The following is a 22,659-nucleotide window of genomic DNA, read 5'->3' as shown; positions in this document are numbered from 1 at the left end:
GCCCGCCCGCATCCGGTTTCCCTGTCCGGCCCGAAGGGGCCGGCGGCGCGCCAACCGCAGAGGCGACACGATATGCCCGTCACCACGCTTGCAGACCTCAACGACCTCGTCCTTCGCGTCCGGGAGGCGCAGAAAGTTTACGCCGGCTTCCCGCAGGAGACCGTGGACCGCATCTTCCGCAACGCCGCCCTGGCCGCCGCCAACGCGCGCATCCCGCTGGCGAAGCTGGCGGTTGCCGAGACGCGCATGGGCGTGATGGAGGACAAGGTCGTCAAGAACCACTTCGCCTCCGAATACATCTACAACAAGTACAAGGACGAGAAGACCTGCGGCATCCTCGAGGAGGACCCGGAATACGGCATCATGACGATCGCCGAGCCGGTGGGCCTGATCTGCGCCATCGTGCCGACGACCAACCCGACCTCGACCGCCATCTTCAAGGCGCTGATCAGCCTGAAGACGCGCAACGGCATCGTGTTCTCGCCGCACCCCCGCGCCCGCAAGGCGACCTGCGAGGCCGCTCGGATCGTGCTCCAGGCGGCGGTGGAGGCCGGCGCGCCGCCGGATATCATCGGCTGGATCGACGAGCCCTCGGTGGAGCTGTCGAACGCGGTGATGCACCACCCCGACATCAACCTGATCCTGGCGACCGGCGGGCCGGGCATGGTCAAGGCGGCCTATTCCTCGGGCAAGCCGGCCATCGGCGTCGGCGCCGGCAACACCCCGGCGGTGATCGACGAATTCGCCGACATCAAGCGGGCCGTCGCCTCCATCCTGATGTCCAAGACCTTCGACAACGGCGTGGTCTGCGCGTCCGAGCAGTCGGCCATCGTCGTGGACGCCGTCTATGACGCGGTGCGCGACCGCTTCGCCCACCATGGCGGCCACATCCTGTCAGGGACGGACGCCGATGCGGTGCGCAAGGTGCTGCTGAAGAACGGCGCGCTGAACGCCGACATCGTCGGCCAGTCGGCCGGCGCCATCGCCGCCATGGCCGGGGTGAGCGTTCCCGCAAACACCAAGGTGCTGATCGCCGAGGTCGAGGCGGTGACCGAGGACGAGCCCTTCGCCCATGAGAAGCTGTCGCCGACCCTGGCGCTCTACCGCGCCCGCGACTTCATGGACGCCTGCGACAAGGCGGCGGCGCTGGTCGCGCTGGGTGGCATCGGCCACACCTCCGCCCTCTACACCGACCAGGACCAGCAGCCGGAGCGCATCCGCCATTTCGGGCAGGCGATGAAGACGGCGCGCATCCTGATCAACACGCCATCGTCGCAGGGCGGCATCGGCGACCTCTACAATTTCCGGCTGGCGCCGTCGCTGACGCTCGGCTGCGGTTCCTGGGGCGGCAACTCGATCTCCGAGAATGTCGGGCCGCAGCACCTCATCAACCGCAAGACCGTGGCGAAGCGGGCCGAGAACATGCTGTGGCACAAGCTGCCGAAATCCATCTACTTCCGCCGCGGCTGCCTGCCCTTCGCTCTGGAGGAACTGCGCGGGAAGAAGCGCTGCCTGATCGTCACCGACCGCTTCCTGTTCGAGAACGGCCACGTCGACGAGACCGTGCGCATCCTCAAGGGGCTGGGCCTCGCGGTGGAGACCTTCTTCGAAGTCGCCGCCGACCCCACCCTGGCGGTGGTGCGGCGTGGGCTGGCGCTCGCCAACGCCTTCCATCCGGACGTTATCCTGGCGCTGGGCGGCGGCTCGCCGATGGACGCGGCCAAGATCATGTGGGTGATGTACGAGGCCCCGGACGTCGCCTTCGAGGATCTGGCCCTGCGCTTCATGGACATCCGCAAGCGCATCTACACCTTCCCCAAGCTGGGGGTGAAGGCGCAGTTCGTCGCGGTCCCGACCACCTCCGGCACCGGGTCGGAGGTCACGCCCTTCGCCGTGGTGACCGACGAGCGCACCGGCATCAAGTACCCGATCGCCGATTATGAACTGACGCCGACCATGGCGATCATCGACGCCAATCTGGTGATGGACATGCCGAAGGGTCTGACCGCCGCCGGCGGCATCGACGCGGTCACCCACGCGCTGGAGGCCTACGTCTCCGTCCTGGCAAACGAGTACACCGACGGGCAGGCGCTCCAAGCGCTGAAGCTGCTGAAGGAGCATCTGCCCTCCGCCTACGCCAACGGCGCCAAGGACCCCAAGGCGCGCGAGCAGGTGCACAGCGCCGCCACGCTGGCCGGCATCGCCTTTGCCAACGCCTTCCTCGGCGTCTGCCATTCGATGGCGCACAAGCTGGGGGCGGAGTTCCACCTGCCGCACGGCGTCGCCAACGCGCTGCTGATCGCCAACGTCATCCGCTACAACGCCGCCGACATTCCGACCAAGCAGACCGCCTTCAGCCAGTACGACCGGCCCAAAGGCGTGGCCCGCTACGCCGAGATCGCCCGCCACCTCGGCCTCGGCGGCAGCCGTGACCATGAGCGGGTGGAAAAGCTGGTCGACTGGGTGGAGGAGCTGAAGCGGACGCTGGACATCCCGGCCTCGATCCAGGCCGCCGGGGTGCCGGAGGCGGAGTTTCTGGCCCGGTTGGACGCCATCGCCGAGGCCGCCTTCGACGACCAGTGCACCGGCGCCAACCCGCGCTTCCCGCTGGTCGCGGAGATCCGGCAGCTCCTGCTCGACAGCTACTACGGCCGCGCCTACGCCGAGGGGGCGGAGCGTGCGCCGGACGCCGGGGCGGAGCGCAAGCCGGTGGCGCTGGTCCGTTCGCGGTGATGCCTTCACGTTGATTTAGGCCTGACGGGCCGCCCGGCGCCGGGACACCGGACGCCGGGCGGCCCATTTGTTTGTCCGGAAAAAAGCCGGTTTGCCGAAGACTTCACGCCCTGACGCCATGAAGCGTCGATTGGCTGTGAACCCATTGTCTGAAACGGCGGCAGGTGATTCCGGTCATGATTCGATCTTATCAATCCGATTACCGCCATCGCGGCTCCGCGATGCATGCATTCGTCTTCACGGTCCGGCGCACGCGGAAGATGCGGCACGGCTTTACCAAGGAGGCGGTGCGATGACTGTGTCGGTCTGTGGCACGCTGGACGAGATCCTGCACCCGGCCTCGGCCGATTTTCGCAGCCTGCCGGACCTGATCGGCGGTCTGATGGACCGGCTGGCCGGCCGCGCGCCGCTGCGCGGCGGAGCGCTGTGGCTCCAGGACATGGGCACGCTGGTGCTCGCCCAGGACCGGGCGGGCGGGCGCCTCTGCTGGACGGCGGGCGGCGACCCCAACGACGCCGCGGCCGACCCGGAGGCGGTGGTGGTGCCCATCACCTACGCTGACGCGCCGGTCGGCGAGATGCGGCTGGTTCTCGACCATGCGCCGGACGGCGCCGCGCCCGAAGCGCCCATCCTGCAGGACGTCGCCCGCCAGTGCGGCTATCTGGCCAAGCGCTACGAGGTGCGGCGCTGGGCGGAGCGGCGGTTCGGGCGGCCCCTGATGATGGTCGGCATGAGCCAGGCGCTGCGCGAGCTGGACGCTTTCCTGGAGCAGGCCGCCCACAGCGCGCTGCCCGTCCTGCTGACCGGGGAGTTCGGAACGGAGAAGGCGCAGCTCGCTGCGGCGATCCACGGCTGCGGACCGCGGCGCGACGGCCCCTTCGTCCAGATCAACGGGGCGGACCCGGCGGGGACTCCCGCCGACTGGTTCGCGCGGGCCGCCGGGGGCACCCTGTTCCTCAGCGGCGTGGACGAGATGACGCCGGCCCTTCAGGGGCAGATCGTCCAGCACATGCCGTCCCAGCTCGGTCAATGGCTCGACGCGCCGGGCGGCTGGACGCACTCCGGCAATGGGGCGGGCAACGGGATGACAAGCGGGATGGCCAACGGAATGGGGAGTCCGCGGGTCATCGCTTCGACGACCGCCGACCTGCGGAAGCTGGCGGAGGAGGGACGCTTCTCCCGCCCGCTGCTGGCCGAGCTGGATTTCCTGTGCGCCACCGTGCCGCCGCTGCGCGACCGGCCGGCGGACATCGAGCCGCTGGTCCTCGCCGCCCTGGATCGCCACGGCGGACGCGCCGACGAGACGCGGACTGACGAACTGATCGCCCTGTGCAAGGCCCACAACTGGCCGGAGAACCTGTTCGAGCTGGAGCGGGTGATCGCCCGGCTGGCGGTGATGACCGGAGGCAAGCCGATCCGCCATGGCGACGTGCGCCGCCACGCCCCCTGGATGGTCGGCGGCGCCATGCCGGCCTACGCGGAGTCCACCATCCAACCGGCTGACCAATCGGTTGGCCAATCGGAGACCGCGCCGGTTCCTCCGCCGGCCCCGGCGCCCGCCGACCACTGGGTGCATTGCGCGCTGACCCGGGACCCGGCGGCGCTGGCCCGGCTGCACGGCGGCTTGCGCAAGGCGCTGGTGTTCCTGGGTGAGCGCTTCGCCGATCCGATCACGCTGGACGAGCTGTCCCGGCAAGCCCATGTCAGCCCGTCCCACCTCAGCTACCTGTTCCGGACGGAGCTTCAGATCTCCTTCAAAGGTCTGCTCGGCCGCATCCGCATCCACAAGGCGCAGGAGATCCTGGCCGCGGATCGCCGCCTCCCCATCACCGAAGTGGCGATGAACGTCGGCTACGGCGACCTCAGCCATTTCGAGAAAAGCTTCCGCCGCATCGTCGGGCAGAGCCCTCGGGAATACCGGCGCAACCTGCCGGGAACCGCCGTGCGCGGCTGATCGGGGGAATCGTGGAAAAGAGAGGCCCGCCGGGTTTTCGCCCGGCGGGCCTGTTTCATTCATGCGTCGGTTGGCGGGACCGCGGCGGTGAGCGGATCGTGTGCCGGGCGTCGGAAGGAGCCGACAGGCTTCAGGCACGTTGTCGGGCGGCCAGCCGTCAGATCCGCATCAGATTGGCCAGGCGCGCCACCAGACCGGGCGTGATGTCCGTGTTGGCCTCGATCACGGCCATGAGCATCCTCAGGTCATCGGGGTGGTCCAGAACAATGCCAATGGCGTCGACCTTGGACCTGTTCAGCGATTCCGGTTGGACGCCGACGAGCTGTTTGATCGCGCCTCCGAAGTCCGTTTCCTTCAAATTCAACTCTTTCAGGGCATGGTCGACTTGGCCTTCGAAGGCGATCTCGACCCCGGCATTGAAGATCAAACGTTCGTAGATCGCGAAATGCCCGTTCTCGATCGCCTCGGACAGAGAGTAATTGCCGGTCGCCAGCGTGAGCGGCCTGGCCTTCCTTTGCAGCGCGTTCATGACCGGGGCCGGCACGCTGTCCGAGATGATGACCGTGGAGCTGGATTTGACTTTGGCCGTCAACGTCGTCAATTGACCGGTCTTCCCTTCGGAATTGGGAATGCGGTCATTGACGAAGAGCGTGTCGCTTCGGTCCATCTGGAACGGCTTGGCGATCTTGGTCGCGCCATAGAGCCCGATGATCAGCGCCGGGCCGCCGGTCCTGGCCACATGCGCGCTGACCGCGTTGACCCAGCCCTGAACGCTGGGCACCGTGTTGGCGTAACCGATGTAGATGGCGGGGTTGCCGTCAATGAGCCGGAGAATTTCAGAGGTGGTCCGGCTGGTCTCGGCAAACGCCTTCAGCACGGCGGGCAGATCGACCGGACCGGACCGGCTTCTCGAATTGTAGAAGGCGCCGATTTCACCATGCCCCATGCCCATGAAGGCGTGATGCGGATCGTTGGCGAAGTTGACCACGTTCATCTTTGAAGCCGGAGTTGTCCCATTCTGCCTTTCCGATTGCACCAATTGGCCTCCCCGGTAATCGAGGGTGCCGTATTCATAGAGCCGCAGATTGCGGACCTCTTCCAACTTGAGATTGGTTTTGCGCATCACATCCACCTGCGTGGGCAGTGATGTGTCTTTGAACATGACCGGATCGGACAACGGCCCCTCGATCACGAAATCCCCAGGCTTGATATTCTCCAGCATGGCTTCCGAAGTCATGAACCGGCTAGCGTTGAAGGAGGTGCCGGGGGAGAAGGCGCTGTTTTCCTCCTTCACTCCCGTCGCTTTCAAACCGAGTCCCTGGAGCAGACCGACCGTGCGCACGATGAAGGCGGTATCGCCCTGACCCATGGCGCTGAAACCCATCACGTAGAACGTCATGCCCGTGTCGGAGCGCAGAAGCGCCAGATTTTCCTCGTAGGATGGGTCATGCGCGAGGCGCTCGTTCAGGGCCTGCGCCGCTTCCTTCGCCTCGGTCGTTTTGGTCGGCGGACGGTTCGGCAACAGCGCCGGCGGGCGGTACCTGCCCGGTTTGATCATTTGGCGGCGTTTCGCCTCCAGCTTTGAGAACCCGAATTCCTCCTGGGCCTGGGTGGCGCTGTGCATGAACCCCTCCCACGCCCGGCCCGAGCCGGGACTCTGGGCGAGGTTCTCGACCCACCGAAGCGTCGCATTGCCCGGCCCGCGCCGCAGTTCGGCCAGGGCTTCGGTGGCTTGCCGGTCGGCGGACGGCGCCGCGCGTCGGAGCATCCCTTCCAACTTGCCGTCGAAGGTTTCGAAGGCGGCGTCGAGGCAAAGCTCGCCGGTCCGGGCGCCGTAGAGCGCGATCCGGGACGGGCAGCGCGACAGGCCGGGGTCAAGGGCCAGCAGATGGGCCCAGCGGAGGTCGAGCCGGCTCCACAGATCATCCGATTCCGATCCGGACATTTTCGATCTGAACAGGGGCAGGTCGGCCAGAACCTTCGGGTCCAGGCCGATGCCCCAGACGGGATCAATGAGAACCTCCACCACCCGGCTGCGCAGCCGGGTGCGCAGTTGCTCCAGGGCATCCGTCGTCATCGCCCCGACCTCCGTCGGGAAATCCTTCAGAACAGCCTTGTCCGCGTCGGCGAAGTCGTTCCAGGGAAGGGGCGTGGTCCGCAGGGTCCGCAGCATGGTCTCGATGCGGTCGAGCGGCGCGTCGGGATTGCCGAGCGTCTCGCCGAGCGGCTTGAGACAGCGCAGGAGCGACACCGCGTCCCGCCCGTCGGGATCACCGGTCAGATAGGTGTTGATCTCCGCGTCCGTGGCGGTGAGGAAGCTCTTCAGATGGACTTGGCCCGTCATGCCCGTGGTCAGCCACCCGATCCGTCTCTCGATGGCCTCGTCAATGACCGTGTCGGCGGCCTTCGCGTCGTTGTCGGCGAGCGCCGGGCGGACCGACTCCCACAGGCCGCGGTCCATGACGGGTTCGATGCCGCCGTAGATGATGCCGATGATCCGGCCGGCCGGGGCGCACAGCGGTGCGAAGGCCGGCATCGCCGCCACCGAAATCGGATAGTCCAGAATGATCGTCCGGACATCCAGCCCCGACTGCGTCAGCGGCTTCACGATGCTGCGGACCATCTCCTCCGTCGTCCACGGCCCCGGCGACAGGCGGTCGCCGCCGCCGCTTCCCTGGTTGACGACCAGCAGCCTGAGGGTCCGGCCGGCGGACCCCTTGGCGAGGTCGGAAAGCTGGAGCGTGACCTCCGCCGGATTGGCGCCCAGCGTGATCCTTGCGGCGTCGTCGGGATAATAGCTCCGCGGGTAATCGGCGTCGGCGCCCTGCGCCAGCTCCGCGCTGCTCAGCATCAGATGGCGGCAACGGCCCAGGCGCAGAGCCTCCAGCGACGGGTCGGCGCCTTCCGGCGTTCCGGTGCGCAGGCTTGCGTCGATCAAGGCGTTCAGCGTGCCGGCCAGCCGGTTGTGCACGGCGACATCGTCCGTCAGCACCACGCTTTCGCAGACTGACCGGATCGTGTCGGACAGAGCGGCGACGGGCACTCCGGCGAGCAGCGAGAGGGGTGGCCCGCCTTCCGCGGCGGCCGTCACGGAGAGTGTGGCCCCAACCGGGGCGTAGCGGAAGGGGCCGAGATCCACCTCGGCGTTCCAGACGATGACCAGCCGCCCGCCGTCGCGCTTCAGCGCGAGGTTGCTACCGTGAGTGACCAGCCAATCCTCGATCAGCGGAGCGGTGGCGGTGAGCAGTTCGTCCGGTTGGCGCCCGGTCCCGCTGTCCTGGAGCAGGATGGCGAGGGGGGCCGCCGTCGCGGCTTTTTCCCGCCGTGGCCCGGAATGCTCCAGATGCAGAACCGCCGCCCAGGGACCTTCGATCACCGGTTGGACCCCCAGGCTTTTCAGCGTCGCTGCCAGGGTGGCCAGCGTGTCGGGGGCGTCGAAGCGGGCGCGCAGGAAGGACGCGCGTTTCTCGATATGGTCCTCCATGACCGTCGACACCCACAGGCCGAAGCCCACGGCGCTCGCTGTGGCCGCGGCCCCGTCGCTCCAGGCTCCTTCGCTCTTGGCCGCCCTGATCGCCTCCGAGACCGTCTCAGGCAGGGTGGCCAGCTCCGCGTAATCGGGAAGCCGGGCGGCGAACCAGCCGTCGAAGGCCGCCGCCAGCGCCTTGTCCGTGGCAAGACCGTAGCCCTGGCAGGCTTGTTCCAGCATCACGACGAGCAGCCGCTGGACCGTGGCGTCGTCGAGTCCGTCGATGGCCTTCAGCGACAGGGGGACGATGCCCTCGCGGATGCGGGCGCGGATCGCCGCGATGCCGTCCGCCGTCGCCCGATCCTGGCTGGCCAGCAGGCCGTGAAGCCGCGTGATCAGCGCCGGAGCGGCGTTCCCCGGCGGGAGCGAGGATTGGCACAGCGCATTGATCGCCTGCAGGGCCGAGGTGATCCGATAGGCCTCTCCAGGGCGGGGCAGGCCGTCCTCAAGCCGCACGTCTCCGGTGAAGCGCCGCCACTGCTGCTGAACGGCCAGCGTGCCGTGACGCGGGATGGTCACATCGACCAGCACGGCGGCGCAGCCGTTGCGCCCGTAGTCCGAGGCACCCCGGCTTCCGATGCCCGTCACCCCGTCCTCCGTCACCCCGCTGCCTGCGTCGTCCGTTGGGAGTTCCGTGGGCGTCGCGCCGGCGAGCCGGTGCAGCAGCCCGTACAGCTCCAGCTTGAGCGAGAACAGCGCCATGACAAGGATGTTGTGCAGACGCTGGAACAGGGCGAACCAGGACGGTGCCGACAGGCTGGGGTTGACGAGCAGCTGGGCGGTCCAGCCGTTCGCGCCTTCGCTGCCGTCCTCCAGGACGATGAACCGGCTGTTCCCGGACGGATCGGTTTCCGCCATCCGCTGCGCCAACGTCCGCAAGCGGCTGCGCAGCCACCCCGCCAGTTGCGGATAGCCGCCGTTGAGGAGACGGGTCATCGCGCGGTCGGCGGCGGCCAGCCGGTCCGCGGGCAGTGGAAGGTCATGCCGGACCTTGAACCGGATGGCGAGCCGCAGGCGGCAGGCCGCTTCGGCGGCGTAGGACAGATGAACGCCCCCGGCGGCCTGCGTCGCGTCGCCCAGCGCGTCGGTGATCCGGGCAAGGCCCGCCACGATGGCCGTCACCGCGTCCCAGCTTTGCGCCGCCGCAATGTCCTGGTCGAGGCCGAGCAGTTGTCGCCGCTCCTCCGCAAAGGGGGCGGTGCCGCCAGCCTCCTCCGGTCCGGCGAACGCGTCGATCAGCGGCATCAGAACGTCGCGTGCGTCGCGCAGCCGGCGCGAAATGGCGTCGTCCCCGATGGGCTTGCCGTCCTTCGCCTCTCCGACGACGCGCAACGCCTGCTTCAACAGATCGAGGGCGGCGTTCAGCCGGTCGTCGGGAAGGGGAAAGCGCTCGCCTTCATAGATCGCTCCCGGCGCCACGCCCAACAGTGCCGCGTTTCCGTCGTCCGCCACGAACAGCCGGTCCATGGCGACGGTCTGGGCGGTGGCCCGCTCGCCGGGTGCTTCGATCCCCAGGGAGGACTCCCGGACCATCCGCAGCCAGGCGGTCTGCAATGGTTGGAGCGGGTGGACGGCGGCGGCGGTCCAGCCGCGCATGGCGTCGCGTTGGGACGCCGCCGTCACCGGCAGGCCCAGCGCCGTCGCGGCGGCGGCCACCGCGTCCATGCTCGCCTCCACCGGGGTGGAGGGCGGGGTGGAGTACGGGGATTCGGACGCGACAACGATCAATCTCCGGCGCGTGCGGGACGGCATGCGGGATGTCCTTCGGCTCGGTTGCGGGCGTGTTCGGGAATGGGCGGAAACGCGCCCGCCCCGCGCGCCCCGGTGGGGCCGCGCGGCGTCGCGGTCCCACCGGGGCGGCGGATCGTCCGGGCTTTACAGGGCCGGGTTGCCCTTGCTGTTCATCGCCCGCGCGATCTGAGCGCTGGCCGCGGCCATGGCCTGCTGCGCCGCCTCGTTGGCTGCGGTGACAGCCTTCTGCTGCTGCTCGCTGGCCTGCTGCATCGCCTGACCGCCGGCGCCGCTGCTGGCCCGGAGGGCCTGAGACATCGCCTCCTGCGCCTGCGACATGGCGCCCTGCTCGTCGGCATGGCCGCCGGGGTGCGCGGTCAGGCCGGGGATCGCCTCCACGGCGTGGCCGGCGAGCTGGATGGCCTGCTCGACCGCGGACAGGGCCTGCTCGGCGGCGGCGTTCACACTCTTCACCGCATGGTCGAGCAGCGCGCTGGCGATTTCGGCGGGCGTCTTGGCGCCGGTTTCGAAGGGCGACGCATCGGGCGTCGCATCGGTCGCCGGTGTCGTCAATGACGGTGGCGACGGTGGCGATGGCGGAGCGGCGGGAGGCGGCGTGTCCGGCGGCGCCGGAGCGGCCGGCGGTTCAGGGTTCGGGCTGCTGGGGGGCTGGGAAACGCCCATCCTTCGATCTCCTTCGTCCGGTTCGGTTTTGCGGGGCGCTGGCCGGCGTCTCCGTCGGCGCCGGCGTCTCCGCCGCTGATGCGGTCGGCGTGGATGGCGCAGAGGCTGGCGCGAAAGGCGGTGCAGAAGGCGCCGCCCCGGTCACGGCCGGCAGGGGCGGCTCAGGCGGCGGTGGCGGTGGTGACGGCCGTGGTGGTGGCGGGGGGATCGGGGCGAAAGCAGCGCAGCGAGATCACCCCCGCGGCCCCCATCTGGATTTCCGCCTGAACGCCCTTGCCGAAGACGGGGAAGAGACAGGACGCGCCGTCCTGGCCCATGATGCCGCGTTGCGGCGGCGTCGCCGACAGCAGGGTCTGCGCCCCGGCGAGATAGCCGGCCACCAGCACCCGCACCGCGTCGCCGGTCTCGTCCCGGAAGGCCGTGTCGCGGACGATCTGCAGGGCACCGTCCGACAGGCGGGCGAAGCCGACCGGCCGGCCGCGCTTCTGCCAGTTGGAGACGGCCCGCGCCACGTCCGCCGGGGCGGCCAGCGGAGCGACCTGCGGGCATTCCAGAAAGCCGAACAACTGTGGAAGGATGGTTTCCAGCGCGCCGCCGGCCCGCTTCTTCCGGTCGTCCGGCGTCGCGGTCAGGGAGCCCAGCCGGTTCACGTAGATCAGATAGAATTGATAATAGTCGGCGAACTCCTGCACGGTGCGCGCCTGGTCCACCGCGAAGGCGGCCGCCTCCCTCTGAAGCTCGGGGTTGGCCGTCCCCTGGCTTTCCTTGCGGTAGAGCAGCTCCTGCACCGCCAGCTGCTCGTCGAAGCCCATGAACTGGAAGACCGGAGCCCCGGAGACCCCCAGCCCGGCGAGGAAGGACGCGCTGGCGGCGAAGTCGTCCTGGGTCAGGAGATTGTGGTCGGCGAGGATGCGTTTGACCTGGGCCGACACCGTGGCGCTGGCGTCGCCGGATTCGGCGTCGGCCAGCGTGCGCAGGCTGTCCACCCCCAGCGTCATCAGCTTCACCGGGCTGACCACCAGCTTCATGGTGGGCAGCAGGGCCAGCCGCGTCGCGTGAAGACCCTGCTGGACCTGCTCCACGAGCGTGCTCTCGTCCGGGAAATCGTAGCGCGGACCGGCGTTGCTGATGGCCCAGTCGAGCCACTCCGACCCGCCATCGATGAAGGCGAGCGCAAGCCGCCCCAGGTCGGTGAGCCCGGCGCGGTTCTGGATCATCTTGTTGGCGACAGAGACGGTCATGGTGGGGACACCTGCGTAAGGGTCAGCTCGACGGGAAGCTATTCAGGACCGTGGAGGCCGCGGTACCGATGCTGGTGAAGTCGTTGGCGGCGCTCGTCATCATCCCCTGGGCCTGGGTCAGGGCGGTGACGTATTTCGGGTCGCCCGTCGCCAGGAGCTGCGCCATCGCGACACCGATCGCCGTGGTGGCGATGGTCGAGACGTTGCGCAGAGTGTCCGTCGCGTCCTGCACGGCCATGGCCGTGGACTGGGCGACCGCCTGATAGGCTTTCCCCGCGCCGCTGGTGGTGACGACCTGCTGGCTCATGGTCGCCGTCTGCGTCTGGTTTATGACGTCAATGATCTGCGCATTGACCTTCGTGGGCTCCGACATGAAGGCTCCTTGCTCGTTGTGGCCTGGACGGCCGGCCGCTGGGGGATGGGCGCGGGGTCAATCACGACCCGCCGCTGACGGTGCTGTTTCCGGTTCCACCGCTGACGGTGCTGTTCCCGGTGCCACCAGCGACGGTGCTGTTTCCAGAGCCGCCGGCGACCGTGGAGGGCAGGGTGGTGAGCGAGGTCGTCAGCAGCGGAGTCAGCGGCTGCAGGGGGGACGCGTTGCCCCCGGAGGTGGACGAGCCCGAGGGCGGCGGCGGGGGCGTGGTGGGGAAGGGCACGGACAGCATCTTGGCGCAGGCGGCGGTGACCGCGGCGGAGTTGACCATGCCGGCGTTCTGCTGGCGGTGCACGGCGTTGTGCATCGCCATGCCGAGCGTCTCGACCATCACGGCGTCGAGCATGGCGAACGACTGCGCGGGGGACTGTCCCGTCAGAAGCGTGACGATGTCCGACGTCGCGTCGATCACCTGGGTGTTCACGGTGCCTTCGTCGCTCATGATTTTGCGGTTCCCTTGGTGATGATCAGCGTAAGGACCTGGGCGAGCGCGGCCTCGGTGATGACCTGGGCGCGCTGCTGGTTGGCGACGGCGTTCTGCATGGCCAGGCCGAGGCTGTCGGCCATGGCGACGTAGGTCATGTCCATCGCCAGGGATGGGGTCAGGCCAAGCGGTATCGCCGTGTTCGCCGCGACCGATCCGGCAAGGCTGGCGGAGCTTCCGTCCGGCATTCACGCACTCCTGCCTTCAGGCTCCTGCCACTGGCTTCTGCGGACACGGGCTTATGCGCGACCGGGCGCTTCAACCTGCGGCGGAGGCCGCCCCCGGTGCTCCGAGGGCGGCCTTCCGGCTCTCCTTAGGAGAGGCCCAGGATCTGGGTGGTGACGACGCCGGTCGAGGCCGTGTCGACGGAATACAGAGTTGACAGGCCCTGCGTGGTGGCCGCCTGCATCACCACGTAGGACTGCTGCTGGTTGTTCGTGGCGTTGTGGGCCGCGTTCGACAGCGCCTGGCTGGTGGCGACGAACAGGTTGCCCATCGCGACGGCCGGGGCGTCGCCCAGGACCTTGGTGTTGACCTGGGAGACCGAGTCCGTGATCTGGTTGTTCAGGGCGGTCGGGAAAGCCATCGTGTTTGCTCCTTACATCGGATGTTGCGTTGGTTTGAGGCCAAAGCGCCGGCGGCGGTCCGGCGGACGGCGGCGGGTGCCGCGTCCGCCGTCCGGTCAGCCGAGGAGCTTCGACGTGGCGGCGCCGGTGGTCGCGGTGTCGATGGAGTAGAGCATCGCGACGCCCGTCGTCGTGGCGGCCTGCGCCGTGACGTACATCTGCTGCTGCGCCAGGGTCGCGTTGTGGGCCGCGTTGGCCAGCGCCTGGGCGGTGGCCTGGTACAGGTTGCCCATGGCGATCGCCGGCGAGCTGCCAACGACCTGGACGTTGCTCTGGGCTACGGAATCAGTGATCTGGCTGTTGACTGCCGTCGGGAAAGCCATCTGACGTTATTCCTTGGCGAATGGTTCGGGTTGGACGGCCGGCGGCCTGTTCCGGGCGCCTGCCGGCCCCCGGTCCGGGCCGGTCGGCTCATCAGGCGCCCAGGATGCTCTTCGTGGCGACGCCGGTGGAGGCGGTGTCGATCGAGTAGAGCGTGGCGACGCCCATGGTCGTGGCGGCCTGCATGGTCACGTAGGACTGCTGCTGGTTGTTGGTGGCGTTGTGGGCCGCGTTGGCCAGCGCCTGGGCCGTGGCCTGGAACAGGTTGCCCATGGCGATCGCCGGAGCGTCGCCCAGGACCTTGGTGTTGGCCTGGGTGACGGAATCGGTGATCTGGTCGTTCACGGCGGTCGGGAAAGCCATTTGTTCGTCCTCTTCGATTGCCTGCCGCCCGCCCGCCGTCCCTCATGGAGGGCGGGGTGGCGCAGGTGGTTTGAAACGTCGATGGCGGCGCGGGTCCGGCTTACGAGCCGAGGCCCTTGACGCCGGTGCTGAGGATGCTCTTCGTGGCGACGCCGGTGGAGGCGGTGTCGATCGAGTAGAGCGTGGCCACGCCCTGGGTGGTGGCGGCCTGCGCGGTCACGTAGGACTGCTGCTGGGCGTTGGTGGCGTTGTGGGCCGCGTTGGCCAGCGCCTGAGCCGTGGCCTGGAACAGATTGCCCATGGCGATCGCCGGAGCGTCGCCCAGGACCTTGGTGTTGGCCTGGGTGACGGAATCGGTGATCTGGTCGTTCACGGCGGTCGGAAATGCCATTGTCTTTCCTCACTGGTGGGGCCGGTTTCAAAGGCGGCCGCTGGTGGCGTCGATCATTCGCGCAGCCCCATGCGACCATGGAGTGCGTGAACAGCGGACGATGCGACTGTAGCGAGGTGCATTGTCGCGCGATTGGTCTATCCGGCGAAAGAATCCGGCGGACCGCGGGATCTTTGTGCGCTTGGGTTGCGCTTGGGTTGCGCTTTGGCGAGCGATGCGGGGAAAGCGTGCGGTGTTGGCGCGACCGATTCTTGCGCGGTGGGCGCAACGATGGACGCAAGGCCGTGCAATTCCGCGTCCCCCCGCCCGCGCCTCCGCGCGGAAAACCGGCGCCATCCGGAGGAATCGACGGCGAGGGGAGGGGCGACGGGAACGCGAAGCGGCGTCGTGCCACGGATTGCGGGGGCGACGAACGACCTTACGCCGCTCTATTCTTGGTCTGGTCTTTGATGATACTGTCGATATGGGATGAAGTCTGGAAGGTGCCGAGCGTGCTCAAGAAAAGTGCAGTATCCGTAGCCGCCAACACTGCCGTTGCAACAAATGAAACCAAACGGGCGGCGCACAGCGCATTTGATAATGCGCAGGGGCAGCTGTTCGGCATCATCATGACCGCGTTCGGGATTTCCATACTGCATGCCGCCGGATTGATCACCGGGCAGGCGGCGGGGCTGTCCTTCGTCATCGCCTATGCCACGGGGCTGGATTTCGGCCCGGTGTTCTTCGTGGTGAACCTGCCCTTCTACGCGCTGGCGCTGGCGCGCATCGGCTGGCGCTTCACCGCGAAGTCGCTTCTGGCGGTCACCAGCATCTCGGTGCTGACCACTCTGGCGCCCCACGCGATCCGCTACGACGCGCTGCACCCCTATGTGGCGGCGGTTCTGGCGGGCTTCTGCATCGGCATCGGGGTGATCGGCCTGTTCCGCCACGGCTCCAGCGGCGGTGGGGTGGGCATTCTCGCCTTCTACATCCAGGAGAAGACGGGCTTCCGCGCCGGCTGGCTCCAGGCCCTGTTCGACGTGGTGATCTTCTCCATGGCGGTCTTCGTGATCGATGGGAAGGCGGTGCTGGCCTCGATGCTGGGGGCGGCGGTGCTGAACGCCTTCGTCGCCTTCAACCACCGGACGGACTGGTACGTGGCCCGCTGAAGGCCGTGCATCGGATAGGAGAGGTGCGGCCCCGCACCTCCCGGCACCTTCATCACCGTTTTGTCGGGTGCACTTGCCGCTCCTGGCGCTTCACCCGGTCAGGGAAAGCCAAGGTCAAAGCACGGCCGCATCCAGCGCTTCGCGCCAATGCTGAACGCGCTTCTTCAAAGCCGCTCTCTGGACATAAACCAGCGTTTCCTCCTCCAGACGCTCGAGGATCTCGAAACTCAGGCTGTCCGCTCCATGCTCGTTCCAGATGGCCTGGAGGTCACGGTTGGGGCTGGAGTTCTGTTTGAGCTGAAACCACAAGCGGTTCTGGATGGTGCTCAGATCGGGCGCAGCACCCACCCAGACCTTGCCGGCTGCCACGCACCGCAGCGCGTAGACACCGGCGGACACCTTCCGCTCCTTGTAGGCGGTCACGGCCGCCTTTCTGTCCTGACCAGTTGTCATTGCTCCGCTCACTCCGGTTGCGCGGTCTGAACCTCAACATCCTGGCTTTGTCATTTACACCCGGGTAATATTGCCTTCAAGCTTTTTATCCGGGTATAAATTGCTCACGCTTGCCCACACACAGGTCATCGGAGAGCCACCGTGAACGATGCCCCGACCGAGGGACCGTCCTGCACCGCCTTCATTGGTGACGGGCTGTTTGCTGCCGGAACACCGAAGGATGTGGCGCTTGCCATCAAGCGGGCCGCCACGTCCGGCAACGATGCCGTCATCCTTGTCTTCGACGACCAGACCGGGCGCCAAATCGACTTCGATCTGAGCGGCAGTGAGGAAGAGGTCGCCGAACGTCTTCGCACCACGAAGGACGACGTGTCGCCGCAAAGGCAGAGCATGGGTGCGCCGACGCGCGGCCGGCCCAAGCTCGGAGTCGTCGCGCGGGAGGTGACCTTGCTCCCGCGCCACTGGGAGTGGCTCGCCGCGCAACCGGAGGGCGCGTCAGCGGTGATCCGCCGGTTGATCGATGCCGCCCGCAACCAAAGAAGCGGTGTCGAGCGCGCGCGTCAGGCCCAAGCTGCAGCGGACCGTTTCATGATGTCCATGCTGGGCGATCAGCAGGGGTGGGAGGAAGCCTCACGGTCACTTTATGCCGGCGATGGGAAACGCTTCCAGGAGCTGACGGAATCCTGGCCTGTGGACCTGCGAAACCATGCACGCCGATTGGCGGCGCCGGCCTTTATGACAAGTGTTGAGAATGTGCGGGATTCCGGCACCTGACATTCCGCATCGGAACAGGGCCCCCCCCTCGGGGAAGAGGGAACGTCAAAGGCGACAGTCTCGGCCGACGCGGCCTGTTGCAATTCTCCGCGGGCTTGGTACCCTGTTCCGCATCGCCAGCCACGCTGGCCGTAAGCGTTCAACGTCAACCAACGCACTCAACGATCCTCGCCGATCGGAGTGCGTTCGCGTGTTCGGACGGACGGCCATCGGCGGGGACCAGTGTGGAGCACACCATGGGTCCCCACCAAAGGCCGGCGTCGGCGCGCGATCCGGCGCAGGGCCGCCTGATCGTCCTGACCGCCGTCCTCTTCGTCTCCTATCTCTGTGTCGCCCTGTCCCTTCCCGTCGTGCCGCTGTTCGTGGCCGGGGATCTCGGGATGGGCAATGTCTGGGCCGGGCTGGGCGTGGGGAGCGCCTTCCTCGCCACCATCCTCAGCCGCGGCTTCGCCGGAACCGTCTCCGACCGACGCGGCGCCAAGCGCGCGGTCGGGTGGGGGCTGGCCTTCTATGTGGCCGGCGGGCTGGTCTCTATGGCCGCCGGTCCCCTGTCGTTCCCGCCATGGGCGGCTTTTTCCGTGCTGGTGGCGGGCCGCCTGCTCATCGGCGTCGGCGAAAGCCTCGTCGGGGTCGGGGTGGTCGCTTGGGGGATCGGCATCGTCGGGCCGCAGCGATCGGGCCGGGTGCTGGCGCTGATCGGGGCGGCGCTCTACGGCGCCTTCGCGGCGGGCGGACCGTTGGGGCTGGCGCTGCTCGAGCGGTTCGGCTTCTCTGGCGTCATGGCGGTCAGCGCGCTGCTGCCCGCCGTCGGGCTTCTGGCGATCCGGCGCATGGAAGGGACCCGGCCCACCCCGACGCCGCGCGCCCGCCCTTCCGCAGCGTGCTGGGGCGGATCTGGCGGCAGGGTGCCATCGTCAGCCTCCAGGGCATCGGCTTCGCCGCCATCGGCGCCTTCTTCTCGCTGCACTTCGTCCGCGAGGGCTGGCCCCACGCCGGGCTCGGCCTGACCGCCTTCGGCCTCGGCTTCGTGCTCGTCCGCTTTGCGCTGGGCCATCTGCCCGACCGCTTCGGCGGGCTGCGCGTGGCGATGGGGTCGCTGGCGGTGGAGGCGGTCGGGCAGGCGCTGCTGTGGACCGCGGGCGACCCCGTCACGGCGCTGGTCGGCGCCTTCCTGACCGGGCTCGGCTGCTCGCTGGTCTTTCCCGCCATGGGGCGGGAGGTCGTCCATCTCGTCGAGCCGCAGCTTCGGGGCACCGCGCTCGGCGCCTTCGCGGCGTTCCAGGACGTCGCCTACGGCCTGACCGGGCCGCTGGCCGGGCTGCTCGCCGACCGGGTGGGCTACGGCGGCGTCTTCCTGCTGGGGAGCGCCGCCGCGGCGCTGGGCCTCCTGACCACCGTCCAGCTCCTCCGCGCACGGCCGGTGGTGAAGACCAGCCCGACCTGAGGGGGCCTATTCCCCCGCCGCGGCCTTCAGGAGGGTGATGCTGATCCGCCGGTTCTGCGGGGCCAGCGGGTTGGCGGCGTCGAGATGGTCGAGGTCGGCGCGGCCCTCCACCCGGACGATCCGCCGGGCCGGCACGCCGGCGGCGATCAGCTCACGGCGGGCGGCGTTGGCGCGGTCGCTGGACAGTTCCCAGTTGCCGTACTTCGCCCCGTCCGCATAGCCCAGCGCGTCGGTGTGGCCGGTGATGCTGAGGCGGTTGGGCGACGACGCCACGGCGCCGGCGACCAGCCGCATCAGGCGCCGCCCCTGCTCGTTCATCTGGGCGGAGCCGACGTTGTACATCGACACCTTCGCCTGATCGGTGAGCTGCACGCGAAGGCCGACGGACGTCTGCTCGATGACCACGCTGCCGGCGAGCGCCCCCAGCTCCGGCATCGTTTCCAGCGCCGTGCGCAGGTCGCGCTCGGCCTTCTCAAGCCCCTGCTGTTCGCTCAGCGCCGCGGTCTGGCGGTCGAGCAGGGCCTCCAGTTCCGCCCGCGCGTCGCGGTCCGTCTGGCTCCGACCGCCGGGCGGGTTGGGCATGGGGTCCTTGCGGCCGGCAGGCTCGCGGTCGCTCTCGCCCAGCGAGGCGACGACGGGCGGGGCAGCCACCGGCACGCTGTGCTCCCCCGGCGCGTTGGGGGTGGACAAAGCCCCCGTCTTGTCCACCGCCCGCCCGGCGAGCATGCCGTCGGCGCCCGAATTGGACTGGGACAGGGCCACCGGGTTGAAATAGTCGGCGATGCCCTTGCGCTGCTCCACCGTGGTGATGTTCATCAGCCACATGATCAGGAAGAAGGTCATCATCGCCGTCACGAAGTCGGCGTAGGCCAGCTTCCAGGCGCTGTTGTGCTCCTCCTCCTCCTCGCCGTAGCGGCGCTTGATGATGATCGTCGGCTCGATGCGCTTGCGGGGCATGGCGGGGCCTCAGGCGGGCTGGCTCGCCTCGCGGGCCTTCGCCTGCGAGGAGAGCGTGGTGGCGACCTCGACCTCGGCGAGACTCGGCTGCGTATCGGCGAACAGCACCTTGCGGGCGAATTCCGCGCAGACCTGCGGGGGGCTGCCGCGCAGATAGGCGCCGAGCCCCGCGCGCACGCAGATGAACAGCGTCAGCTCCGCCTCGCGGCGATGGCGGGCGGCGGCGGCGATCGGACCGACGAGGCCGTAGGACAGCAGCACGCCGAGGAAGGTGCCGGTCAGCGCCCCGCCGATCATGTGGCCCAGCACCTCCGGCGGCTCGCTGATCGCGCTCATGGCGTTGATGACGCCCAGCACGGCGGCGACGATGCCCAGCGCCGGCAGCGCGTCGGCCAGATTTTGCAGCGCCTTCGGCACCTGGTTCAGCTCGCGCCCGATGGTCTCGATCTCCTCGTTCATCAGGGCTTCCAGATCGTGCGGGTTGTCCTGGCCCAGCGCGATCAGGCGCATGTAGTCGCACAGGAAGGTGACGCAGCGCGGCTGGCGGAAGACCGAGGGGTACTGGGCGAAGATCGGGCTGTCGTCCGGCTTGTCGATGTCGCTCTCGATGTTCGACACGCCCTTGGACTTCGCCTGCCGCAGCAGGGCGTAGAGCAGCGAGATCAGGTCCAGATACTCGTCCTTGCTGGTGTGCCGACCGCGGGCCACCGCCCCGATGGTGCGCACGGTGGCGCGCAGCACCGCCATCGAGTTGGCGATGACGTAGCCGCCGATGCCGGCGCCGACGATGATGACGATTTCCACGGGCTGCCACAGCACGCCCATCCGCCCGCCCATGGCGGCGAAGCCGCCGAGCACGCTCAGGAAGACCGCGACGATTCCGAACAGCAAACGCATGATGTGAGTCCTCCGGCTCGGCCGAAAAAGGGGATCGGGCTCAGGGAGCCGTCGTATGGGGCAGGGGCCGTCAGGGCGCTTTCCACCGGCGCAGCACGCCGGCCAGCGCGTCGGCGGCGGCGAGCTGGCCGCCGACGGTGGCGCTGGACAGCGGCTTACCCGCCGGGTCGGGCGGGACGGCCAGGGCGTCGAGCAGACCGGCCCAGCGGGTCCCGGCCAGCGCCTTGCCGTGGCGCTCCGCGGCGGCGGTCACCGCCGCGTCGTCGCCCGCCCGGAAGGCGGCCAGCGTGTGGAAGGCGATGTCGTCCGGCAGAGGCGCGTCCTGCCCGCCCAGCAGCTCGGCGTAGGCGGCACGGGCCGCCGGCCATTCGCCGGCGCGGAACAGGCTGTCCGCCCGGATGCGCGCCGCCTCGGGTCCGGTCAGGCCGCGCAGCGCGTCGAAGGCGCGCATCGCCTCGCCCTCGCTGGCGAAGGCCTCGGCGCGCAGCAGGGCGCGGCGCTCGGCGGCGGTGGCGTCCGGCGCGGGGCTGGCGGTGTGGTCCAGCACGGCCAGCGCCTCCGTCCCGCGCCCGGCGTCCAGCAGCACGCGGGCCAGCTCCAGACCGACCGCCGCGCGTTCGGCGCCGCGTGTGGCCTCGGCGACGGTGTGGAGCAGGCGCGCGGCCTCAAGCGTGAAGCCGCCGCGGGCCAGCAGCCGGGCGAGCCGGCGCTGCTGCGTTCCGGCATCGTCGTCGGTCAGCGCCACCGTGCGGCCGTAGCGCACCTGGAGGGACAACGCGTCGAGCGCGCTGCCTGGGGTCGTTTCCAGATGGCCGATCACCGCGTCGAGGAGCCCGCGCCCGGTGGTCAGCGCCGCGCGGCCGCGCGCCGTCGCGCCGAAGCGGCGGCCCAGAAGGCCGAAGATGTCGAGCGCCGCGTCGATCCGCCCGGCGCGGGTGTAGGCGGCGCCCAGCGCGGCCAGCGCGTCCGTCTCGACGTCGCCGCCGCGCCAAGCGTAGCGCAGGCTTTCCAGCTCCGCGATGGCGCCGGGATCGTCCAAAGCGCCGCTGGCCAGCCGCAGCTCAATGGAGCGCACCTGGGCGCGGTGGCCATAGAGGTTGGGCAGGGCGGCGGCGCGCTTGTAATGGGCCAGCGCCTCCGCCGTCTCGTTATGCAGCTCCGCCAGACGGCCGCGGAAGAAGTCGAGCCGCCCGTCGGTGGAGCCGATGCCGTCCAGCGTGATCATCTCCAGCACGATCAGGTTCAGCGACGGGCCGTCCGCCGCCTCGCTCGCCGATTCGGCGAGCAGGGTCAGCAGACGGCCGCGCAGGTCGACGGGGTAGGACAGCAGCCGCTTCAACGCGATGGGCAGGCTCGATTTCGCCGCGGTCCAGCGGCTGGGGGCCAGGGTGGCGCTGCGCCAGACATGGTGGTCGGCGGCGGCGGGGGTGGGCTGGGCGCGGACGAACTGGCTGTCGTCGGGATCGGCGGTGCCGTCCAGCGCGCGGAAGGCGTCGCGCAGCAGGCGCAGCTCGTAGCGCTGGTCCGGCCCCGGCGTCAGGCTCTCCGCGGCGTCCAGCGCGGCGCGGCCCTCCTCCGGCAAGGCGCGGGCCAGCGTGAAGCGGGCCATGGCGAGCAGCGCGTCCACCCGCGTGCGGCCTTGGCTCTCGGCGATGCGCTGCTCCAGATGCTGCTTGCGCGCCGGGTAGTCGTCGCCGGCCCAGGCGTCCAGGCCGAAGGCGCGGATCGGCGGGTCGGTCTGAACGGGGGGGGTGGGGGCCACGACCGGCGGCATGGCTGACGGCGGCACGGCGGCCACCGTCCGGGCGGGTTCCGGCTTCGGCGGCGGGGCCTTGGCGACCGGTTGCGGTTGAACCGGTGGCGGCGCCTGTGCCACGGGCGGGGCTTGTACGACTGGCTGCGCCTGGGCGCTGGCGACCGGGCTCAGCCGCTCGGCGAGGCTGATGGGCGCTGTTGGGGCAGGCGCCGGTTCGGGAACCGGTGGCGGCGCGATCATCGGAAAGACCGACGCGCCGGGCGCCTCGGCCAGCAGGGCGCCTTCGGACGCCGGGACCGGGGCGCCGGGCTTGCGCGCCGGGCGCGGCGGGTCGGCCACGTCGATGAAGGTGATCCGCCGCTCCCGGCGCACGGTGACGCGGGCGCCGCAGGGCCAGTCCATGGTCAGGCTGCGCCCGTCCTCGGCCGTCTGGAAGCCGGTCAGCCGCCGCGAATAGGTGCCGTTCAGCGCCTCCAGCGGCCAGGGGACCGGCTGCGAAAAGGCAACGCGCCCGCCGCAGCTTCCCACATCGACCGCCGGGGCGCCCTGCGCGTTGACCAGCGCCAGACGCGAGAAGTCGGCGTGGTCGCCCGTCTGCACGGTAATCGGTGCCGATGCCTCCGCCGCGGCGGGAGGCGCCGTCAGGGCGGTGGTGACCGACAGAAGGGCCAGGGAGATGGACAGGGTCCGGCAGGGATGCATCGCGACTGCCCCAAATTTTATCTAAATCGGAATCAAAT

At 69.3% G+C, this 22,659-nt stretch carries 21 protein-coding genes; 6 read left to right on the top strand and 15 right to left on the bottom strand.

Annotated features, from left to right (window positions below):
• Positions 1 to 72: 72 nt before the first annotated feature.
• Both adhE and ACWPXE_RS29920 read left to right on the top strand, forming a co-directional pair.
• Positions 73 to 2,733, top strand: a complete 2,661-nt coding sequence (adhE, locus tag ACWPXE_RS29925) for a bifunctional acetaldehyde-CoA/alcohol dehydrogenase (protein WP_454020732.1) — start codon at positions 73 to 75, stop codon at positions 2,731 to 2,733.
• Between the two features lie 292 nt (positions 2,734 to 3,025).
• Entirely contained in the window at positions 3,026 to 4,687 is a 1,662-nt protein-coding gene (locus tag ACWPXE_RS29920; RefSeq protein WP_454020731.1) for a helix-turn-helix domain-containing protein, read from the top strand.
• Between the two features lie 157 nt (positions 4,688 to 4,844).
• On the opposite strand, the gene ACWPXE_RS29915 is transcribed toward ACWPXE_RS29920, so the two are convergent.
• The 11 genes from ACWPXE_RS29915 to ACWPXE_RS29865 all read right to left on the bottom strand — a co-directional run bounded on the left by ACWPXE_RS29915 (position 4,845) and on the right by ACWPXE_RS29865 (position 15,100).
• Positions 4,845 to 9,968, bottom strand: a complete 5,124-nt coding sequence (locus ACWPXE_RS29915) for a hypothetical protein (protein WP_454020730.1) — start codon at positions 9,966 to 9,968, stop codon at positions 4,845 to 4,847.
• Positions 9,969 to 10,091: 123 nt separating this feature from the next.
• A complete protein-coding gene (locus tag ACWPXE_RS29910; RefSeq protein WP_454020729.1) occupies positions 10,092 to 10,631 on the bottom strand; it encodes a hypothetical protein in 540 nt (179 codons plus the stop codon).
• A 161-nt stretch (positions 10,632 to 10,792) separates the two neighbouring features.
• Entirely contained in the window at positions 10,793 to 11,872 is a 1,080-nt protein-coding gene (locus ACWPXE_RS29905) for a hypothetical protein (RefSeq protein ID WP_454020728.1), read from the bottom strand.
• Positions 11,873 to 11,894: 22 nt separating this feature from the next.
• A complete protein-coding gene (locus tag ACWPXE_RS29900; RefSeq protein ID WP_014200165.1) occupies positions 11,895 to 12,245 on the bottom strand; it encodes a hypothetical protein in 351 nt (116 codons plus the stop codon).
• A 61-nt stretch (positions 12,246 to 12,306) separates the two neighbouring features.
• Positions 12,307 to 12,747, bottom strand: coding sequence for a RebB family R body protein (locus ACWPXE_RS29895; protein WP_454020727.1), 441 nt, complete (start codon positions 12,745 to 12,747; stop codon positions 12,307 to 12,309).
• The gene (locus ACWPXE_RS29890; RefSeq protein ID WP_040138293.1) at positions 12,744 to 12,977 is read right to left on the bottom strand and encodes a RebB family R body protein; all 234 of its coding nucleotides are present in this window, start codon (positions 12,975 to 12,977) and stop codon (positions 12,744 to 12,746) included. Before ACWPXE_RS29890 ends, ACWPXE_RS29895 begins: the two co-directional genes overlap by 4 nt.
• A 125-nt stretch (positions 12,978 to 13,102) precedes the next feature.
• The gene (locus ACWPXE_RS29885; protein WP_014200162.1) at positions 13,103 to 13,375 is read right to left on the bottom strand and encodes a RebB family R body protein; all 273 of its coding nucleotides are present in this window, start codon (positions 13,373 to 13,375) and stop codon (positions 13,103 to 13,105) included.
• A 96-nt stretch (positions 13,376 to 13,471) separates the two neighbouring features.
• Complete coding sequence (locus ACWPXE_RS29880; RefSeq protein ID WP_014200161.1) at positions 13,472 to 13,738, bottom strand: RebB family R body protein; 267 nt, start codon at positions 13,736 to 13,738, stop codon at positions 13,472 to 13,474.
• 91 nt (positions 13,739 to 13,829) lie between these two features.
• The gene (locus ACWPXE_RS29875; RefSeq protein ID WP_145626298.1) at positions 13,830 to 14,099 is read right to left on the bottom strand and encodes a RebB family R body protein; all 270 of its coding nucleotides are present in this window, start codon (positions 14,097 to 14,099) and stop codon (positions 13,830 to 13,832) included.
• A gap of 100 nt (positions 14,100 to 14,199) precedes the next feature.
• Entirely contained in the window at positions 14,200 to 14,490 is a 291-nt protein-coding gene (locus tag ACWPXE_RS29870) for a RebB family R body protein (protein WP_014200159.1), read from the bottom strand.
• Between the two features lie 418 nt (positions 14,491 to 14,908).
• On the bottom strand, positions 14,909 to 15,100 hold the full coding sequence (locus ACWPXE_RS29865) for a hypothetical protein (RefSeq protein WP_454020726.1): 192 nt from the start codon (positions 15,098 to 15,100) through the stop codon (positions 14,909 to 14,911).
• Here ACWPXE_RS29865 and ACWPXE_RS29860 point away from each other — a divergent pair.
• On the top strand, positions 15,099 to 15,638 hold the full coding sequence (locus tag ACWPXE_RS29860) for a YitT family protein (RefSeq protein ID WP_454020725.1): 540 nt from the start codon (positions 15,099 to 15,101) through the stop codon (positions 15,636 to 15,638). The genes ACWPXE_RS29865 and ACWPXE_RS29860 overlap by 2 nt on opposite strands.
• A gap of 114 nt (positions 15,639 to 15,752) precedes the next feature.
• On the opposite strand, the gene ACWPXE_RS29855 is transcribed toward ACWPXE_RS29860, so the two are convergent.
• Positions 15,753 to 16,061: a GIY-YIG nuclease family protein gene (locus ACWPXE_RS29855; RefSeq protein ID WP_454020724.1), complete on the bottom strand. Its 309-nt coding sequence runs from the start codon at positions 16,059 to 16,061 to the stop codon at positions 15,753 to 15,755.
• 171 nt (positions 16,062 to 16,232) lie between these two features.
• Between ACWPXE_RS29855 and ACWPXE_RS29850 the strand changes: the two genes are divergently transcribed.
• From ACWPXE_RS29850 to ACWPXE_RS29840, 3 genes are all read left to right on the top strand, one after another.
• Entirely contained in the window at positions 16,233 to 16,865 is a 633-nt protein-coding gene (locus ACWPXE_RS29850; protein WP_014200156.1) for a DUF2239 family protein, read from the top strand.
• A gap of 236 nt (positions 16,866 to 17,101) precedes the next feature.
• A complete protein-coding gene (locus tag ACWPXE_RS29845; protein WP_454020723.1) occupies positions 17,102 to 17,872 on the top strand; it encodes an MFS transporter in 771 nt (256 codons plus the stop codon).
• Complete coding sequence (locus tag ACWPXE_RS29840) at positions 17,758 to 18,309, top strand: MFS transporter (protein WP_454020978.1); 552 nt, start codon at positions 17,758 to 17,760, stop codon at positions 18,307 to 18,309. Before ACWPXE_RS29845 ends, ACWPXE_RS29840 begins: the two co-directional genes overlap by 115 nt.
• A gap of 6 nt (positions 18,310 to 18,315) precedes the next feature.
• Here ACWPXE_RS29840 and ACWPXE_RS29835 read toward each other — a convergent pair whose 3' ends face one another.
• The 3 genes from ACWPXE_RS29835 to ACWPXE_RS29825 all read right to left on the bottom strand — a co-directional run bounded on the left by ACWPXE_RS29835 (position 18,316) and on the right by ACWPXE_RS29825 (position 22,621).
• The gene (locus ACWPXE_RS29835) at positions 18,316 to 19,266 is read right to left on the bottom strand and encodes a flagellar motor protein MotB (RefSeq protein ID WP_454020722.1); all 951 of its coding nucleotides are present in this window, start codon (positions 19,264 to 19,266) and stop codon (positions 18,316 to 18,318) included.
• Between the two features lie 9 nt (positions 19,267 to 19,275).
• Positions 19,276 to 20,163 carry a flagellar motor stator protein MotA gene (gene motA / locus ACWPXE_RS29830; RefSeq protein WP_094305778.1) on the bottom strand — a complete coding sequence of 296 codons (888 nt, stop codon included), beginning with the start codon at positions 20,161 to 20,163 and terminating at the stop codon, positions 19,276 to 19,278.
• Positions 20,164 to 20,233: 70 nt separating this feature from the next.
• The gene (locus ACWPXE_RS29825) at positions 20,234 to 22,621 is read right to left on the bottom strand and encodes a hypothetical protein (RefSeq protein WP_454020721.1); all 2,388 of its coding nucleotides are present in this window, start codon (positions 22,619 to 22,621) and stop codon (positions 20,234 to 20,236) included.
• Positions 22,622 to 22,659 lie beyond the last annotated feature (38 nt).

This window comes from Azospirillum sp. Marseille-Q6669, assembly GCF_965111635.1.
The sequence above is the reverse complement of the archived record's forward strand: the minus strand, read 5'-3'. Positions and strand labels throughout refer to the sequence as shown.

Coding starts and splice junctions, on each gene's coding strand:
- adhE (WP_454020732.1), top strand. CDS start 73: ATGCCCGTCACCACGCTTGCAGACCTCAACGACCTCGTCCTTCGCGTC.
- ACWPXE_RS29920 (WP_454020731.1), top strand. CDS start 3,026: ATGACTGTGTCGGTCTGTGGCACGCTGGACGAGATCCTGCACCCGGCC.
- ACWPXE_RS29915 (WP_454020730.1), bottom strand. CDS start 9,968: ATGCCGTCCCGCACGCGCCGGAGATTGATCGTTGTCGCGTCCGAATCC.
- ACWPXE_RS29910 (WP_454020729.1), bottom strand. CDS start 10,631: ATGGGCGTTTCCCAGCCCCCCAGCAGCCCGAACCCTGAACCGCCGGCC.
- ACWPXE_RS29905 (WP_454020728.1), bottom strand. CDS start 11,872: ATGACCGTCTCTGTCGCCAACAAGATGATCCAGAACCGCGCCGGGCTC.
- ACWPXE_RS29900 (WP_014200165.1), bottom strand. CDS start 12,245: ATGTCGGAGCCCACGAAGGTCAATGCGCAGATCATTGACGTCATAAAC.
- ACWPXE_RS29895 (WP_454020727.1), bottom strand. CDS start 12,747: ATGAGCGACGAAGGCACCGTGAACACCCAGGTGATCGACGCGACGTCG.
- ACWPXE_RS29890 (WP_040138293.1), bottom strand. CDS start 12,977: ATGCCGGACGGAAGCTCCGCCAGCCTTGCCGGATCGGTCGCGGCGAAC.
- ACWPXE_RS29885 (WP_014200162.1), bottom strand. CDS start 13,375: ATGGCTTTCCCGACCGCCCTGAACAACCAGATCACGGACTCGGTCTCC.
- ACWPXE_RS29880 (WP_014200161.1), bottom strand. CDS start 13,738: ATGGCTTTCCCGACGGCAGTCAACAGCCAGATCACTGATTCCGTAGCC.
- ACWPXE_RS29875 (WP_145626298.1), bottom strand. CDS start 14,099: ATGGCTTTCCCGACCGCCGTGAACGACCAGATCACCGATTCCGTCACC.
- ACWPXE_RS29870 (WP_014200159.1), bottom strand. CDS start 14,490: ATGGCATTTCCGACCGCCGTGAACGACCAGATCACCGATTCCGTCACC.
- ACWPXE_RS29860 (WP_454020725.1), top strand. CDS start 15,099: ATGACCGCGTTCGGGATTTCCATACTGCATGCCGCCGGATTGATCACC.
- ACWPXE_RS29865 (WP_454020726.1), bottom strand. CDS start 15,100: ATGATGATGCCGAACAGCTGCCCCTGCGCATTATCAAATGCGCTGTGC.
- ACWPXE_RS29845 (WP_454020723.1), top strand. CDS start 17,102: ATGGGTCCCCACCAAAGGCCGGCGTCGGCGCGCGATCCGGCGCAGGGC.
- ACWPXE_RS29835 (WP_454020722.1), bottom strand. CDS start 19,266: ATGCCCCGCAAGCGCATCGAGCCGACGATCATCATCAAGCGCCGCTAC.
- motA (WP_094305778.1), bottom strand. CDS start 20,163: ATGCGTTTGCTGTTCGGAATCGTCGCGGTCTTCCTGAGCGTGCTCGGC.
- ACWPXE_RS29825 (WP_454020721.1), bottom strand. CDS start 22,621: ATGCATCCCTGCCGGACCCTGTCCATCTCCCTGGCCCTTCTGTCGGTC.